Raw genomic sequence first — 14,543 nt, forward strand, 5'->3', positions numbered from 1 at the left:
GGTTTATTTTTTTGAGTTTTTGTGCTTGCTAAAATAGAAGAAAAAAGATAAGATAGGTGAAGGTAAAAAATCTCGGGAAGGTTCTTATTTCTGGAAAGGGTCTCAGCCTCTCTAGAAACAATCAGATCCCTGCTCGAGGGTTAAATATTACTATATAGGAATTTTAGGATGAAAAAAGCGAAACAAACGTTTGAAAAAATGACCAAATATTCGATTCGAAAATTATCTGTCGGTGTTGGTCCGGTTGCCATTGGAGCCTTTTTATTAGGAGGAAGCCTGTTAGGAGCTCGTCCTGTTCAAGCAGATCAGGTGACCCTACCTGCTCATGTGCACTTAGGTTATGTGACAGAAGAAGAGCTGACTGCTGAAGAAAAGGCACAGGTGATTCATGCAATCCCTGAAGCATATCAAAATGAAGATACTTTCTATCTCGTCTATAAGAAGAAGGAAGCAACTCAGTCGGTTCTTCCTCAAACAGGAAGTCAGGAAGTCGCCCTATTTGGCCTAAGTCTAGCCACAGCTTCCTTTGCGGTCCTCTTACTCTCTAAAAAGCACCGGAAGAAGGTTATGGGTGTCCTTTTGATTGGAGCTATGGGGCAAAGTCTTCTACTTCCAGTTGAAGTCGTAGCCCTACAAAATCAAGTCTTGCGCGCTTATAACCAGGATCTTGCGATCGTATCGAGCAAAGATCTTGCAAATGGAGTGATTCAAATTGACGGCTATGACTATGTTGGCTATCTGCGCTATCCGTTAATCCAAAAGACGAGCTTACAAGAGCCAAAAGCTATGCAGGAAACGAAATCTTCTGTAGAAGGGACGATCAAAACAAGCACAGGGATTCCACAAGTGGAACCACAAGCGCGTGTGACCCCAGAAGTCGCTCCAGCCTTTCCTCAAGTTGAAAAACCAAGTCTTGAGGTCTCTACTGAGCCTGTGCCATTTGAAACCGTCAACCAAGCTGATCCTACATTAGCCAAAGGGCAAACCAAGGTGCTGACAGCTGGCCAAAATGGGGAGCGGACCATATTGACGGAAGTCAGTGTGGTAGAGGGACAGGAAGTTCGCAGAGTAGTTGAAAGCAAAGTCACCAAAGAACCAGTTTCACAAATTCTTGCTGTTGGGACAAAAGAAGATGCCCAACCAACCCCTCAACCCAGCCCTTCTCCAGTTGTAACGGCTAAGGGGACGCAGGAAGAAGGCCATGTCGGCGAAGCTCCTATTCAACCGGAGAACCCAGCCTATACAGGCCTAGTAGAAGCTAAGGGAACACAGGAAGAAGGCCATGTGGGTGAAGCTCCTATTCAACCGGAGAACCCAGCCTATACAGGCCTAGTAGAAGCTAAGGGAACTCAGGAAGAAGGCCATGTCGGAGAAGCTCCTATTCAACCGGAGACTCCAGCCTATACAGGTGTGGTGGAAGCTAAGGGAACGCAAGAAGAAGGCCATGTGGGAGAACCTCCAATTCAGCCTGAGAACCCAGTTTACCAAATAACGGAAGGAACAGTTACAGAAACAGAAACGGTGCTCCTTCCGTATGAAACTGAATATGTACCAGATACGGACCGCTATACTGATGAAGAAAGGATCCTTCAAAAAGGAGAGGCAGGTAGCCAGGAGATTCGTCGTGTTTATAAGACGGTCAATGGTGAGAAGATTGGCGAGCCCGTGAGCACGACAACTGAAACGGTAAAAGCTCCTGTGACAGAAAAAATTAGTCGTGGGACTAAGGCGATTGAAGGCCAAACAGAGGATGTTTCGTATGAGGAAATTCCATTTAAGACGGTAACCGAACAAGATGCCACCTTGCTAAAAGGATCAGAAAGGGTTTCTCAAGCCGGTAAAAATGGGAAGAAGAAAATCACCAAGGTTTACAAGACCATCAAGGGGGGTAAAACGGCGGATGCTCCTACGATTTCTGAAGAAGTAGTTGAACAGGCGCAAGATCAGATCATTCAACAAGGGGCCAAAGAACTTGACAAGCCAACCTTGACCTTGACCCAGGTCGATAAGGAAGAATTGAAGCGCAGTGCTAAAGCTACTTATCGTTTGGACAAACCAGACGGTGTGACCATCAAGTCCATCCAGGCTGTATTGAAGAAGGGTGATCAAGTGGTGAAAACTTTTGCCCTTTCAGAGACGGACTTGGCAGCTGCTTTAGCGGACTTGGACTACTACAAGGATTATACGCTCGCAACGACCATGGTGTATGACCGTGGAAATGGGGACGAAGAAGAAGTTCTTAAGGAAGAACCACTGAGAATCGACCTTAAAAAAGTCGAAGTCAAAAATATTAAGGAAACAAGCTTAATCAGTGTGGATGACCAAGGCCTTGAGACTGATCGTAGCCTCTTGTCAGAAACGCCTTCAGATGTGAAACCTTATTACTTAAAGGTTACCACCCATGATAATAAGGTCACAAAACTGGCCGTTGATAAAATCGAAGAAGTGACGGTAGATGGAGCGACCCTCTACAAAGTAACAGCCAAAGCTCCAGATCTGATCCAACGGACTGCGGACAACCAGTTCAGTGAGGACTATGTCCACTATATTGCGAAACCCAAAGCACATGAAGGTGATGTCTACTACAATTTCAACGAACTTGTAAAAGCTATGCAAGCCAATCCGACTGGCACCTTTAAACTGGGTAGCAATATGAATGCGACTAATGTCCAGCCAGCAGGAAAATCCTATGTAACCAATGCCTTCAAGGGAATTTTGGAAAGTACGGATGGAAATACATTTGCCATCCATAACATTACAAGACCATTATTTGGGAACATCGAAGGTGGCTCGGTTAAGAATCTCTTGCTTGAAAATGTCAATATTGACCTACCTGGGACAGATCGAGTAGCACCAATCGCAGGTGTCATCAAAAACAATGCAACTGTTGAGAACGTTAAAGTAATAGGAAGTGTTGTCGGGAACAATGACGTAGCAGGAATTGTCAATAAAATTGATGGTAGCGGGAAGGTCAGCAATGTTGCCTTTATCGGGAAACTGCATGCTGCTGGCAACAAAGGTGGCTATCTAGCGGGTGTTGTTGGTGAGAACTGGAAAGGTGTCGTTGAAAAAGCTTACGTTGATGCTGAAATCACTGGGAACAAAGCCAAAGCTGCAGGTCTCGTTTATTCCTCTCAAAATGGTGGAAATAACCACACAGTAGGTAAAGAAGGGGTTCTCAGAAATTCAGTTGCTAAAGGTTCGATTGAACTCAAAGAAGCTGTTCAGTCTGGTGGATTACTCGGGACCAACTGGGCCTTGGGGGCTATTGAAGATAACATCACCATGATGAAAGTCAAAACTGGTGAAATGGTCTTCGGACACTCGGATATTGACGCGGATGATTATTTCACCTATTCAAGAACCAAGCGCAATTACAGTGTGGAAGGCGTGAGTGAAGGGAAGAAAACCTTTAACAACTCCCGTAAAATCCCTAGCATCTCGCTGGCAGAAGCTGAACAGAAGATCGAAGCAATGGGAATCACTGCTGATAAATTTACCAGCAGCAAACCGATTGAAGATACGCTCAATCACCTTGTTAGCAAAGACGATCAATACAAGGCCATCACTGCTTACGATGCGACTCGTGAGTTAGCTTACCGCAATATTGCTAAATTGCAACCATTCTACAACAAAGAATGGATTGTCGACCAAGGGAATAAATTGGCTGCAACGAGTCCTCTCTTGACCAAGGAAGTCTTGTCTGTGACCGCTATGAAGGGCAATGATTTTGTCACGGAACTAGCGGATGCGGATCACATCCTGATCCATTATGCCGATAAGACAAAAGATATCTTTAGCATGACGCCGAAAGACTCTAAAGTTAAACAAATCAAAGAGTACAGTGTATCGGAGCTCGGTGAAGTGGTCTATACGCCAAATATGGTGGACAAAGACCGGAGCGATCTCATTGGTGCGATCGTTGAAAAATTAAGCCCTGTCGAATTACAATCAGATCCAATCTACACTCACTTAGGTCGAACAGGACCTAACAAAGTCAATGCCATTAAGAACCTTTACCTTGAAGAAAGTTTCCAAGCAGTCAAGGACAATCTGACTCACTTTGTGAAACAACTGGTTGAAAACCAAGACCATCAATTAAATATAGATGAGTCTGCCAAACGGGCCCTTATCAAGAAACTTGATGACAACAAGGCCGCTGTTCTTTTGGGTCTCTCTTACCTCAACCGCTATTATGGAGTGAAGTTTGATGATGTCAATCTTAAGCAGCTCATGTTGTTCAAGCCAGACTTCTATGGGAAGAATGTTGATGTCTTAGACCGTTTGATTGAAATTGGTTCAAAAGAAGACTACATCAAAGGGACTCGTACCCACGATGCCTTCCGTGAAGTTGTGGCTAAATCGACTCTTTCTGGTAACTTAAATGACTTCCTGAAATACAATATGGAGCTCTTTACAAGTGATAGAGACTTAAATGATTGGTTCATCAAAGCAACCAAAGACAATGTCTATATTGTGGAGCCTGAGACGACCAATCCAGCTTTCGCATCTGCTAAGCATAGAGCCTATGAGGGCTTAAACAATGATATTCACGGTAAAATGATCTTGCCACTCTTGAATCTTAAAGATGCGCACATGTTCTTGATTTCAACATACAATACCTTGGCCTATAGTTCCTTCGAGAAATACGGTAAAAACACTGAGGCAGAACGAACTGCCTTCAAAGCCGAAATTGATAAGGTCGCTAAAGGGCAACAAAATTACCTAGATTTCTGGTCACGTCTAGCAACAGATAAGGTTCGCAATCAACTCTTGAAGAGCAATAACATGGTTCCGACCCCTGTCCTTGATAACCAAAACTACAAGGGTATTAGTACAGATCGCTATGGACATACCAACAGTGGCAAGGATGTCGCTCCAATCCGTGAATTGTATGGCCCAACCGATCGTTACCATGCGACAGATTGGCGGATGGGAGCAGTGGCGCGAATTTACGGAAATCCATATAAAGACGACTCTGTCTTCTTCATGGTGACCGATATGATCAGTGACTTTGGAGTCTCTGCCTTCACGCACGAAACAACGCACGTCAATGACCGCATGGTTTACTTAGGTGGTTGGAGACATCGCGAAGGAACCGATATCGAAGCCTTTGCCCAAGGCATGCTCCAAACACCATCAGTATCCAATCCAAATGGGGAATACAAGGCCTTGGGTCTCAACATGGCCTATGAACGTCCAAATGATGGAAACCAATGGTACAATACCAATCCAAATGATCTCACTTCACGCGAGGAGATTGATCAGTACATGAAAGGCTATAACGACACCCTCATGCTTCTGGATTACCTGGAAGGAGAGGCTGTCCTCAATAAAGGCAGTCAAGCATTAAACAATGCTTGGTTCAAGAAGGTTGATAAGCAATACCGAGGGGCTAATACCAAAAATCAATTTGATAAGGTGCGTCCTTTGAGTGATGAGGAAAAAGCCATCACCTTACATTCAGTAGATGATCTCATCACCAACAACTTCATGACCAATCGTGGTCCTGGAAATGGTGTCTATAATCCATCAGACTTTGGCTCAGCCTATGTGACGGTGCCGATGATGACAGGGATCTATGGTGGAAACACCAGTGAAGGGGCTCCTGGAGCCATGTCCTTCAAACACAATACCTTTAGACTCTGGGGCTACTATGGTTATGAAAAAGGCTTCTTAGGCTATGCTTCAAACAAGTATAAACAAGAATCCAAACAAGCAGGTCATGCGACTTTAGGGGATGATTACATCATTCAAAAGATTTCTGATGGAACATTCAGTACCCTTGAAGACTGGAAGAAAGCATACTTCAACGAAGTGGTGACCAGTGCTAAAAATGGACTTCAGGCTATTGAAGTTGATGGGACTACTTATAGCACTTATGATGACTTAAAACAAGCCTTTGCAACTGCTGTTGAAAAAGATCAAGCCAGCTTGAAGAATGGTGTTGTCAAATTTGACAATACGGTTTCACTGAAAGAAAAACTCTTTAAGAAACTACTTCAACAAACAGACAGTTTCAAAACGTCTATCTTTAAATAATCGAATTCTCTCATCTGCTGAGCAGGTGAGAGTTTTTTAGAAGAAAAATGAATAGAGGTGGACAAAGCGTCTAAAAATTAAAAGAAATCAGTCGTAGATAGGAAAAATTATCATATTAAAAAAATAACGTAATTTCATTAAAACGCTTACTTTTATAGGAAATATTTGACTATTATATCTTTTAGGAGTAAACTAAGGAGGTAAAATTTATAAAAGGAGAATTCATCATGAATTTAACATTTTTAGGTCTTTGTTTAGCCTGCTTTGGTGTATCACTGGCAGAAGGTTTGATGATGAGCAGCCTATTGAAATCTGCGTCTCGTCAACCAGAAATTATTGGTCAATTGCGTAGCCTCTTGATTCTTGGTGTTGCCTTTGTCGAAGGTACTTTCTTCGTAACCTTGGTTATGGCCTTCATTATCAAATAAGCACTTCTATTTTAGAAAAGGAGGTGTCAAAACTTGGAAGAAAGTATCACTCCAACGATAACTCTTGGACCTGTAACTTTTAATTTGACCCTACTTGCTATGACCTTGATTGCTGTTTTGGTGGTTTTTGGCTTTATTTATTGGGCCAGCCGTAAAATGACGATCCGACCAAAGGGCAAACAAAATGTGCTGGAATACGCATATGACTTTGTCGTAGGCTTCACCAAAGGAAATATTGGGGAACATTATATAAAGGACTATTCCTTGTTCTTGTTTGTTCTTTTCCTATTTCTTTTAGTGGCCAATAACATTGGATTGATGGCTAAAATCGAAACGACCAATGGTTACAATTTGTGGACATCACCAACCGCTAACCTGGGTTATGACTTTGCCTTTTCATTTTTGATCACCTTAATCGCCCATGTAGAAGGAATTCGCCGACGTGGTGTGAAGGAATATTTAAAGGCTTTTGTGACACCTGGATTTATGACCCCCATGAATATTTTGGAAGAATTAACGAACTTTGCCTCCTTGGCACTTCGGATCTTCGGAAATATCTTTGCGGGTGAGGTATTAGCAAGCTTGCTCGTGAACTTATCACACCAAGCTTTCTATTGGTATCCATTTGCCTTTATTGGTAGCATGGCATGGACTGCATTTTCAATTTTTATTTCATGTATCCAAGCCTATGTGTTTACCATGTTGTCATCAATCTATATTGGTAAGAAAATTAATGGCGAAGAGTAAGTAGAGGAGGAGTAGAAGAATGCATGTATCAATGAGTGAAATTATTGGTAACTTTATTCTCATTGCTGGTTCCTTCCTATTATTAATCTTTTTAATAAAGAAATTTGCATGGAACAATATCAATGGAATTTTAGAAGCGCGTGCCAAAAAGATTACAGATGATATTGATGGAGCAGAATCAGCTCGTCAAAAAGCTGAGGAACTAGCAAGTAAACGTGAAGAAGAGTTGGCAGGTAGCCGCAAAGAAGCTGCGTCTATCGTCGAAAATGCAAAGGAAACTGCAGAAAAGAATAAATCTCAGATCCTTTCAGAAGCCACTCAAGAAGCAGTACGTTTGAAAGAAAAAGCGCAACAAGAAATTGCGCATAACAAAGAAGAAGCATTGAACAGTATCAAAGGTGATGTGGCAGATCTCACTGTCAATCTTGCCAGCAAATTGTTGAGCCAACAGCTGGATGCTGAAGGTCAACGCCAACTGATCGATCGCTATCTTGATGAATTAGGAGAAGCCTAATGGACAAAAAGCAACTGATGGTGATTGAGAAATATACCCAGCCTTTTGTTCAATTGGTCTTTGAAAAAGGAGAACAAGACCTAGTCTTTGAAAAATTGACTCAAATCAAGGGTATTTTTGAAGAGACTGGACTTGCTAACTTCTTAGCTCATATCGGTGTAGAGGATGAAGAGAAAGCAAAAAGTCTCAGACTTTTTCAACCCTCGGATTCACAATTACTCGACCATTTGATTGAAGTGGTTATTCTCAATCATCGTGAAGCCTTATTTTATGACATTGTAACGATTTGTTTGGATCAGATTCAACTGTTGAGCAACGCTTTTGTCGTCACTGTTACGACGGTTGCTGGTTTGGATCCTGTTCAAGAGCAAAAGCTAATCCCCATTATCGAAAGAAAATTTGGGATTCAAGTTCGCTCGATCCAACAAAAGATCGATCCAGATTTAATTGGTGGCTTTGTCGTGACAGCCAATCATAAAACGTTGGATACCAGTCTCAAACACCAATTGCAAGTTATAAAATCTAAATTGAAATAGAAAGTGGTGTGAATTTTGGCGATTAACGCACAAGAAATCAGCGCTTTAATTAAGCAACAAATTGAAAATTTCAAGCCAAACTTTGACGTCACTGAGACAGGTGTTGTAACCTACATTGGTGACGGGATTGCCCGTGCTCATGGTCTTGAAAATGCCATGAGTGGTGAGTTGTTGATCTTTGAAAATGGCTCATACGGGATGGCCCAAAACTTAGAGACAACGGATGTCGGTATCATCATCTTGGGTGATTTCACGGATATTCGTGAAGGAGACTCTGTCCGTCGTACAGGTAAAATCATGGAAGTCCCTGCAGGGGATGCCTTGATTGGTCGGGTTGTCAACCCACTTGGCCAACCAGTAGATGGTTTGGGTGAGATTGTGACAGATAAATTCCGTCCAGTCGAAACACCAGCTCCTGGTGTTATGCAACGGAAATCTGTCTCAGAACCCCTACAAACTGGTTTGAAAGCCATTGATGCCCTCGTTCCAATCGGACGTGGCCAACGGGAATTGATTATCGGGGACCGTCAAACAGGGAAAACTTCGATTGCCATCGATACCATCTTGAACCAAAAGGGTCAAGACATGATCTGTATCTATGTGGCGATTGGTCAAAAAGAATCAACAGTTCGTACGCAAGTAGAAACTCTTCGTAAATACGGAGCCATGGATTATACGATTGTGGTAACCGCTTCGGCTTCCCAACCGTCTCCATTGCTCTACTTGGCACCTTATGCCGGGGTTGCCATGGCAGAAGAGTTCATGTATAACGGTAAACACGTTTTGATCGTCTATGATGATTTGTCAAAACAAGCCGTAGCCTACCGTGAATTGTCCCTTCTTCTTCGTCGTCCACCAGGACGTGAAGCCTTCCCAGGGGATGTCTTCTATCTCCACAGCCGTTTGTTGGAACGTTCAGCTAAAGTTTCAGATGAATTGGGTGGTGGCTCTATTACAGCTCTTCCAATCATTGAAACCCAAGCAGGAGATATTTCTGCTTATATCGCAACCAACGTGATTTCGATCACAGATGGACAAATCTTCTTGCAAGATAGTTTGTTCAATGCTGGTATTCGTCCGGCCATTGATGCAGGTTCTTCTGTATCCCGTGTAGGGGGAGCTGCCCAAATCAAGGCTATGAAGAAAGTTGCGGGTACTCTTCGTATCGACCTCGCTTCATACCGTGAATTGGAAGCCTTCACGAAATTTGGTAGCGACTTGGATGCTGCGACTCAAGCGAAATTGAACCGTGGTCGCCGAACAGTTGAAGTCTTGAAACAACCCGTTCATGAACCATTGACAGTTGAAAAACAAGTCGTGATCTTGTACGCCTTGACTCATGGTTTCTTAGATAGTGTTCCAGTAGACGACATTCTTCGTTTCCAAGAAGAGTTGTTTGATTACTTTGAAGCACATTATGATCAAATCTTTGAGACGATTCGTTCAACACATGATCTTCCAGCAGAAGAAGAACTGGATGCAGCCCTTACAGAATTTGTCAACCAGTCAAATTTCAAATAGAAATAGGAGTGGAAGATGGCAGTTTCATTAAATGATATAAAAAATAAAATTGCATCCACTAAAAATACCAGTCAAATTACCAATGCCATGCAGATGGTGTCTGCTGCTAAACTCGGAAAATCTGAGCAAGCAGCCAAGGATTTTCAGGTTTATGCCGCTAAGGTACGTAAGTTACTAACAGACTTGCTCCATGGACATGAAACAGAAAATGCTAAGTCCCATCCCATGTTGGTGAGTCGGCCGGTAAAAAAGACAGCTTATATCGTGATTACATCCGATCGTGGTTTGGTCGGAGGCTACAATGCCTCCATCCTTAAAACCATGATGGAAATGAAGGCAGAATACCATCCAACTGGAGATGACTTTGAAGTGATCTGTATTGGAAGTGTCGGGGCGGATTTCTTCCGTGCCCGTGGGATTCAGCCGGTTTATGAATTGCGTGGTTTGCCTGATCAACCTAGCTTTAAGGAAGTTCGTACGATCATTTCGAAAACAGTCCAAATGTATCAGGAAGGCTTGTTTGACGAGTTGTACGTCTGTTACAACCATCACGTTAACAGTTTGACTAGCCAAATGCGGGTAGAACAGATGCTTCCGATTATTGATTTGGACCCCAATGAAGCAGATGAGGATTATGTATTGAATCTAGAATTGGAATCTAGTCGAGATGCCATTTTGGATCAATTGCTCCCTCAATTTGCTGAAAGCATGATCTATGGTGCCATTATTGATGCTAAAACAGCTGAAAATGCTGCGGGGATGATGGCCATGCAAACTGCAACAGACAATGCCAAGAAAGTCATTGATGAATTAACGATTCAATACAACCGTGCTCGTCAAGCAGCGATTACACAAGAAATTACCGAAATCGTTGCTGGTGCTAGCGCCCTTGAATAGTTGTCGGATACAATTTTAAATACAAAAACAGATGCTCGAAAGAGAACTTTTGAGCAGTAGAAATTACTTAGAATAGGAGAATGACATGAGTTTAGGCAAAATTTCTCAGGTCGTAGGTCCCGTCGTAGACGTTGCCTTTTCCGTTGGAGATAAACTTCCTGAGATCAATAATGCGCTTGTAGTCTATAAAAATGACCAACAAAAATCAAAAGTCGTTCTTGAAGTAGCTTTGGAACTTGGTGATGGGGTTGTACGGACCATCGCCATGGAATCAACTGATGGTTTAACACGTGGAATGGAAGTCTTGGACACAGGTCGTCCAATCTCTGTTCCTGTCGGAAAAGAAACCTTGGGACGTGTCTTCAATGTTCTTGGAGATACCATTGACTTGGATCAACCTTTTCCTGAGGATGCTTCTCGTGACTCCATCCACAAAAAAGCTCCATCCTTTGACGAGCTCTCTACTTCAGAAGAAATTCTTGAAACAGGGATCAAGGTTATTGACCTCTTAGCCCCTTATTTGAAAGGTGGGAAGGTCGGACTCTTCGGTGGTGCCGGAGTTGGGAAGACCGTCTTGATTCAAGAATTAATCCATAATATTGCCCAAGAACACGGTGGTATTTCTGTATTTACCGGTGTTGGGGAACGGACACGTGAAGGGAATGACCTTTACTGGGAAATGAAAGAATCTGGCGTTATTGAAAAAACAGCCATGGTCTTTGGACAAATGAATGAGCCACCTGGAGCACGGATGCGTGTTGCTTTGACTGGTTTGACCATTGCGGAATACTTCCGTGATGTCGAAGGTCAGGACGTTCTCTTGTTTATCGACAATATCTTCCGTTTCACTCAAGCCGGATCTGAAGTATCAGCCCTTTTGGGACGGATGCCATCAGCCGTTGGTTACCAACCTACTTTGGCAACTGAAATGGGTCAATTGCAAGAACGGATTACGTCAACGAAGAAAGGTTCTGTTACATCGATCCAAGCCATCTATGTGCCAGCCGATGACTATACAGACCCAGCGCCAGCAACCGCTTTTGCTCACTTGGATTCAACCACCAATTTGGAACGTAAATTGGTACAATTGGGGATCTACCCTGCGGTGGATCCATTGGCATCAAGCTCACGTGCCCTTTCTCCAGAAATCGTAGGAGAAGAACACTATGCAGTAGCTTCTGAAGTCAAACGCGTCCTTCAACGTTACCATGAATTGCAAGATATCATTGCTATCTTGGGGATGGATGAATTGTCTGACGAAGAAAAGACCTTGGTTGCTCGTGCTCGCCGGATCCAATTCTTCTTGTCACAAAACTTCAACGTTGCGGAACAATTTACAGGTCAACCTGGTTCTTATGTACCAGTTGGAGAAACTGTTCGTGGCTTTAAAGAAATTTTGGATGGGAAATATGACCATCTTCCTGAAGATGCCTTCCGTGGTGTTGGATCGATCGAAGATGTGATCGCCAAAGCTGAAAAAATGGGATTCTAAGAAGAGGTGAAAGATGAGTCAAATGAACGTCCAAATCGTTACACCGGATGGACTGGTTTATGATCATCATGCCGCATTTGTATCTGTCAAGACAATTGATGGTGAATTAGGGATTTTACCTCATCATATCAATACCATTGCGGTTTTGGCTGTAGACCAAGTAAAGGTTCGTCGTGTCGACGATGACAAACATATTGATTGGATTGCAGTCAATGGTGGGATTATCGAAGTAGCTGATAATGTCATTACCATTGTTGCCGATTCTGCCGAACGTGCTCGAGATATCGACATTAGTCGTGCAGAACGTGCCAAACTGCGAGCTGAAAAAGCGATTGAAGAAGCCAAAGATCAGCATTCGGTTGATATGGAACGTCGTGCTAAAATTGCTCTTCAACGCGCCATTAACCGGATTAATGTCGGAAATCGTTTATAAGATATTCAAAATAAGGTGGAGGTTTTGTCCTCACCTTATTTTTGTTGGGAGAGAATCAAAAGAAGAAAGTACGGACCAAATATGGTATAATAGCTGTATGATTCAAATGATTTTTAATCTTTCAAGCCATCTATTGTTTATCTTTTTTGCCTATTACCTATTGTTGAACCTGGTTCAATGGGAAAAGTTTTTAAAAGTAAGTGCTGAAAATGCGGTTAAAATCCGTTTTTTGATCTTGATGATCAGCGTCGGAATAGGCTATCTAGCCAGCTCATTTTTTATCAGTGTTTATGAGATGAGTCGGCAGATTTTTATTGGCCAATTCTAGCCACATTTTATAAAAAATATGGTATGATAGAAAGCGTGACTTTAAGAAATTGGAGAACAATCCCGTATGGAAAAAATAATCGTTAATGGTGGTCATAATCGACTGGTTGGAACCGTCAAAATCGAAGGAGCAAAAAATGCTGTCCTTCCTCTTCTTGCTGCAACAGTTCTAGCAAGCGAGGGCGTGACAACCTTGAAAAATGTACCTGTTTTATCAGATGTCTTTACAATGAACAATGTTGTTCGTGGGTTGAATGCACAAGTAACCTTCAATGAAGAAGACAATACGGTTGTCGTAGATGCACGAGAGAAATTGTCTGAGGAAGCGCCTTATAAATATGTGAGTAAGATGCGGGCTTCTATCGTTGTCTTGGGTCCTGTCTTGGCACGCAATGGCCATGCCAAAGTTTCCATGCCTGGAGGCTGTACGATTGGGAGTCGTCCGATTGACCTCCACCTGAAAGGTCTGGAAGCTATGGGGGCTGAAATTACCCAAACGGCCGGCTATATTGAAGCAAAAGCAGATCGTCTCAAGGGTGCACACATCTATATGGACTTCCCATCAGTAGGTGCGACACAAAATATTATGATGGCCGCAACCTTGGCAGATGGAGTCACTGTGATTGAAAATGCAGCTCGAGAACCTGAAATTGTTGACCTAGCTCTCTTGCTGAATAAAATGGGGGCTAATGTTAAGGGGGCAGGAACTGAGACCTTGACCATTGTTGGTGTGGAGAGCTTGCATGGGGCAAACCACAATGTTGTGCAAGACCGCATCGAGGCCGGAACCTTTATGATTGGGGCAGCCATGACTGGTGGAGATGTCTTGATCGAAGATGCCATTTGGGAACACAACCGTCCGCTTCTATCTAAGATGCAGGAGATGGGTGTAACGGTAACCGAAGAAGAAAATGGCATTCGGATTCAGTCGGATATCAGTAAGCTCCGTCCAGTGACCGTTAAAACTCTTCCCTACCCAGGATTCCCAACCGATATGCAGGCTCAATTCACAGCCTTGATGGCCATGGCTAAAGGTGAGTCTACCATGATTGAAACGGTCTTTGAGAATCGCTTCCAGCATTTGGAAGAAATGCGTCGGATGGGCGTTCACTCGGATATTATGCGGGATACAGCTCGTATCGTTGGAGGGGAAAGCTTCCAAGGTGCAGAGGTCATGTCGACAGATTTACGAGCAAGTGCAACCTTGGTCTTGATGGGCTTGGTAGCAGAAGGAGAGACGAAAGTCAGCAAATTAAGTCACTTAGATCGTGGTTATTATCAATTCCATGAGAAATTAGTGGCACTAGGTGCAGACGTGAAACGTGTAGAGGAAGAAGACGATGAAAACTAATCTTCGCTATGTTGGAAAACAGCTAGGAATTGTCCTCCTGTTGGCTGTGATTGGAATCATCATTTTTGCAGTTGGTTTGGTCATTGGTTATGGAGTGATTGGAGATGGAAAAAATCCATGGTCCATTCTCTCTCCGGACACTTGGTCAGAGATCATTGGAAAACTAACAGGCAAATAAGCTTTTAACTAAAATTGAGTAAAAAGGAGAGCAGCGAATCGAGTCAGTGACCCATCTAGCGCTGCTCTTTTTTGGAG

12 protein-coding genes are annotated in these 14,543 nt (G+C 43.0%); all 12 read left to right on the top strand.

Annotated elements, in window-relative coordinates:
* Window positions 1–168 precede the first annotated feature (168 nt).
* The 12 genes from ADG03_RS03590 to ADG03_RS03645 all read left to right on the top strand — a co-directional run bounded on the left by ADG03_RS03590 (window position 169) and on the right by ADG03_RS03645 (window position 14,466).
* Window positions 169–6,042 (top strand): ZmpA/ZmpB/ZmpC family metallo-endopeptidase, encoded by a 5,874-nt coding sequence (locus tag ADG03_RS03590; RefSeq protein WP_049472155.1) that lies wholly within the window; start codon window positions 169–171, stop codon window positions 6,040–6,042.
* Window positions 6,043–6,269: 227 nt separating this feature from the next.
* The gene (locus ADG03_RS03595; protein WP_003006433.1) at window positions 6,270–6,470 is read left to right on the top strand and encodes a F0F1 ATP synthase subunit C; all 201 of its coding nucleotides are present in this window, start codon (window positions 6,270–6,272) and stop codon (window positions 6,468–6,470) included.
* 33 nt (window positions 6,471–6,503) lie between these two features.
* The gene (atpB, locus tag ADG03_RS03600) at window positions 6,504–7,217 is read left to right on the top strand and encodes a F0F1 ATP synthase subunit A (protein ID WP_004219958.1); all 714 of its coding nucleotides are present in this window, start codon (window positions 6,504–6,506) and stop codon (window positions 7,215–7,217) included.
* Between the two features lie 19 nt (window positions 7,218–7,236).
* Window positions 7,237–7,731, top strand: a complete 495-nt coding sequence (gene atpF / locus ADG03_RS03605; RefSeq protein ID WP_004219970.1) for a F0F1 ATP synthase subunit B — start codon at window positions 7,237–7,239, stop codon at window positions 7,729–7,731.
* Window positions 7,731–8,267: a F0F1 ATP synthase subunit delta gene (locus ADG03_RS03610; RefSeq protein WP_024055549.1), complete on the top strand. Its 537-nt coding sequence runs from the start codon at window positions 7,731–7,733 to the stop codon at window positions 8,265–8,267. Before atpF ends, ADG03_RS03610 begins: the two co-directional genes overlap by 1 nt.
* A 15-nt stretch (window positions 8,268–8,282) precedes the next feature.
* Window positions 8,283–9,788, top strand: a complete 1,506-nt coding sequence (atpA, locus tag ADG03_RS03615; RefSeq protein ID WP_003011619.1) for a F0F1 ATP synthase subunit alpha — start codon at window positions 8,283–8,285, stop codon at window positions 9,786–9,788.
* A gap of 15 nt (window positions 9,789–9,803) precedes the next feature.
* A complete protein-coding gene (locus ADG03_RS03620) occupies window positions 9,804–10,685 on the top strand; it encodes a F0F1 ATP synthase subunit gamma (RefSeq protein WP_003017744.1) in 882 nt (293 codons plus the stop codon).
* Between the two features lie 85 nt (window positions 10,686–10,770).
* Window positions 10,771–12,177, top strand: a complete 1,407-nt coding sequence (gene atpD, locus ADG03_RS03625; protein WP_049472156.1) for a F0F1 ATP synthase subunit beta — start codon at window positions 10,771–10,773, stop codon at window positions 12,175–12,177.
* A gap of 13 nt (window positions 12,178–12,190) precedes the next feature.
* A complete protein-coding gene (locus ADG03_RS03630; RefSeq protein ID WP_003002471.1) occupies window positions 12,191–12,610 on the top strand; it encodes a F0F1 ATP synthase subunit epsilon in 420 nt (139 codons plus the stop codon).
* 97 nt (window positions 12,611–12,707) lie between these two features.
* Window positions 12,708–12,938, top strand: a complete 231-nt coding sequence (locus tag ADG03_RS03635; RefSeq protein ID WP_009732557.1) for a DUF1146 family protein — start codon at window positions 12,708–12,710, stop codon at window positions 12,936–12,938.
* 66 nt (window positions 12,939–13,004) lie between these two features.
* Window positions 13,005–14,288: a UDP-N-acetylglucosamine 1-carboxyvinyltransferase gene (gene murA, locus ADG03_RS03640; RefSeq protein WP_045759256.1), complete on the top strand. Its 1,284-nt coding sequence runs from the start codon at window positions 13,005–13,007 to the stop codon at window positions 14,286–14,288.
* Window positions 14,278–14,466 (top strand): DNA-directed RNA polymerase subunit beta, encoded by a 189-nt coding sequence (locus ADG03_RS03645; RefSeq protein WP_003006464.1) that lies wholly within the window; start codon window positions 14,278–14,280, stop codon window positions 14,464–14,466. The genes murA and ADG03_RS03645 overlap by 11 nt, the downstream gene beginning before the upstream one ends.
* Window positions 14,467–14,543 lie beyond the last annotated feature (77 nt).

The sequence above is a fragment of the Streptococcus parasanguinis genome (assembly GCF_001069785.1).
Taxonomy (GTDB): Bacteria; Bacillota; Bacilli; order Lactobacillales; family Streptococcaceae; genus Streptococcus; species Streptococcus parasanguinis_T.

Excerpts from the sequence above, each read along its gene's own strand:
- ADG03_RS03590 (WP_049472155.1), top strand. The coding sequence starts at position 169 with ATGAAAAAAGCGAAACAAACGTTTGAAAAAATGACCAAATATTCGATT.
- ADG03_RS03595 (WP_003006433.1), top strand. The coding sequence starts at position 6,270 with ATGAATTTAACATTTTTAGGTCTTTGTTTAGCCTGCTTTGGTGTATCA.
- atpF (WP_004219970.1), top strand. The coding sequence starts at position 7,237 with ATGCATGTATCAATGAGTGAAATTATTGGTAACTTTATTCTCATTGCT.
- ADG03_RS03610 (WP_024055549.1), top strand. The coding sequence starts at position 7,731 with ATGGACAAAAAGCAACTGATGGTGATTGAGAAATATACCCAGCCTTTT.
- ADG03_RS03620 (WP_003017744.1), top strand. The coding sequence starts at position 9,804 with ATGGCAGTTTCATTAAATGATATAAAAAATAAAATTGCATCCACTAAA.
- atpD (WP_049472156.1), top strand. The coding sequence starts at position 10,771 with ATGAGTTTAGGCAAAATTTCTCAGGTCGTAGGTCCCGTCGTAGACGTT.
- ADG03_RS03630 (WP_003002471.1), top strand. The coding sequence starts at position 12,191 with ATGAGTCAAATGAACGTCCAAATCGTTACACCGGATGGACTGGTTTAT.
- ADG03_RS03635 (WP_009732557.1), top strand. The coding sequence starts at position 12,708 with ATGATTCAAATGATTTTTAATCTTTCAAGCCATCTATTGTTTATCTTT.
- murA (WP_045759256.1), top strand. The coding sequence starts at position 13,005 with ATGGAAAAAATAATCGTTAATGGTGGTCATAATCGACTGGTTGGAACC.
- ADG03_RS03645 (WP_003006464.1), top strand. The coding sequence starts at position 14,278 with ATGAAAACTAATCTTCGCTATGTTGGAAAACAGCTAGGAATTGTCCTC.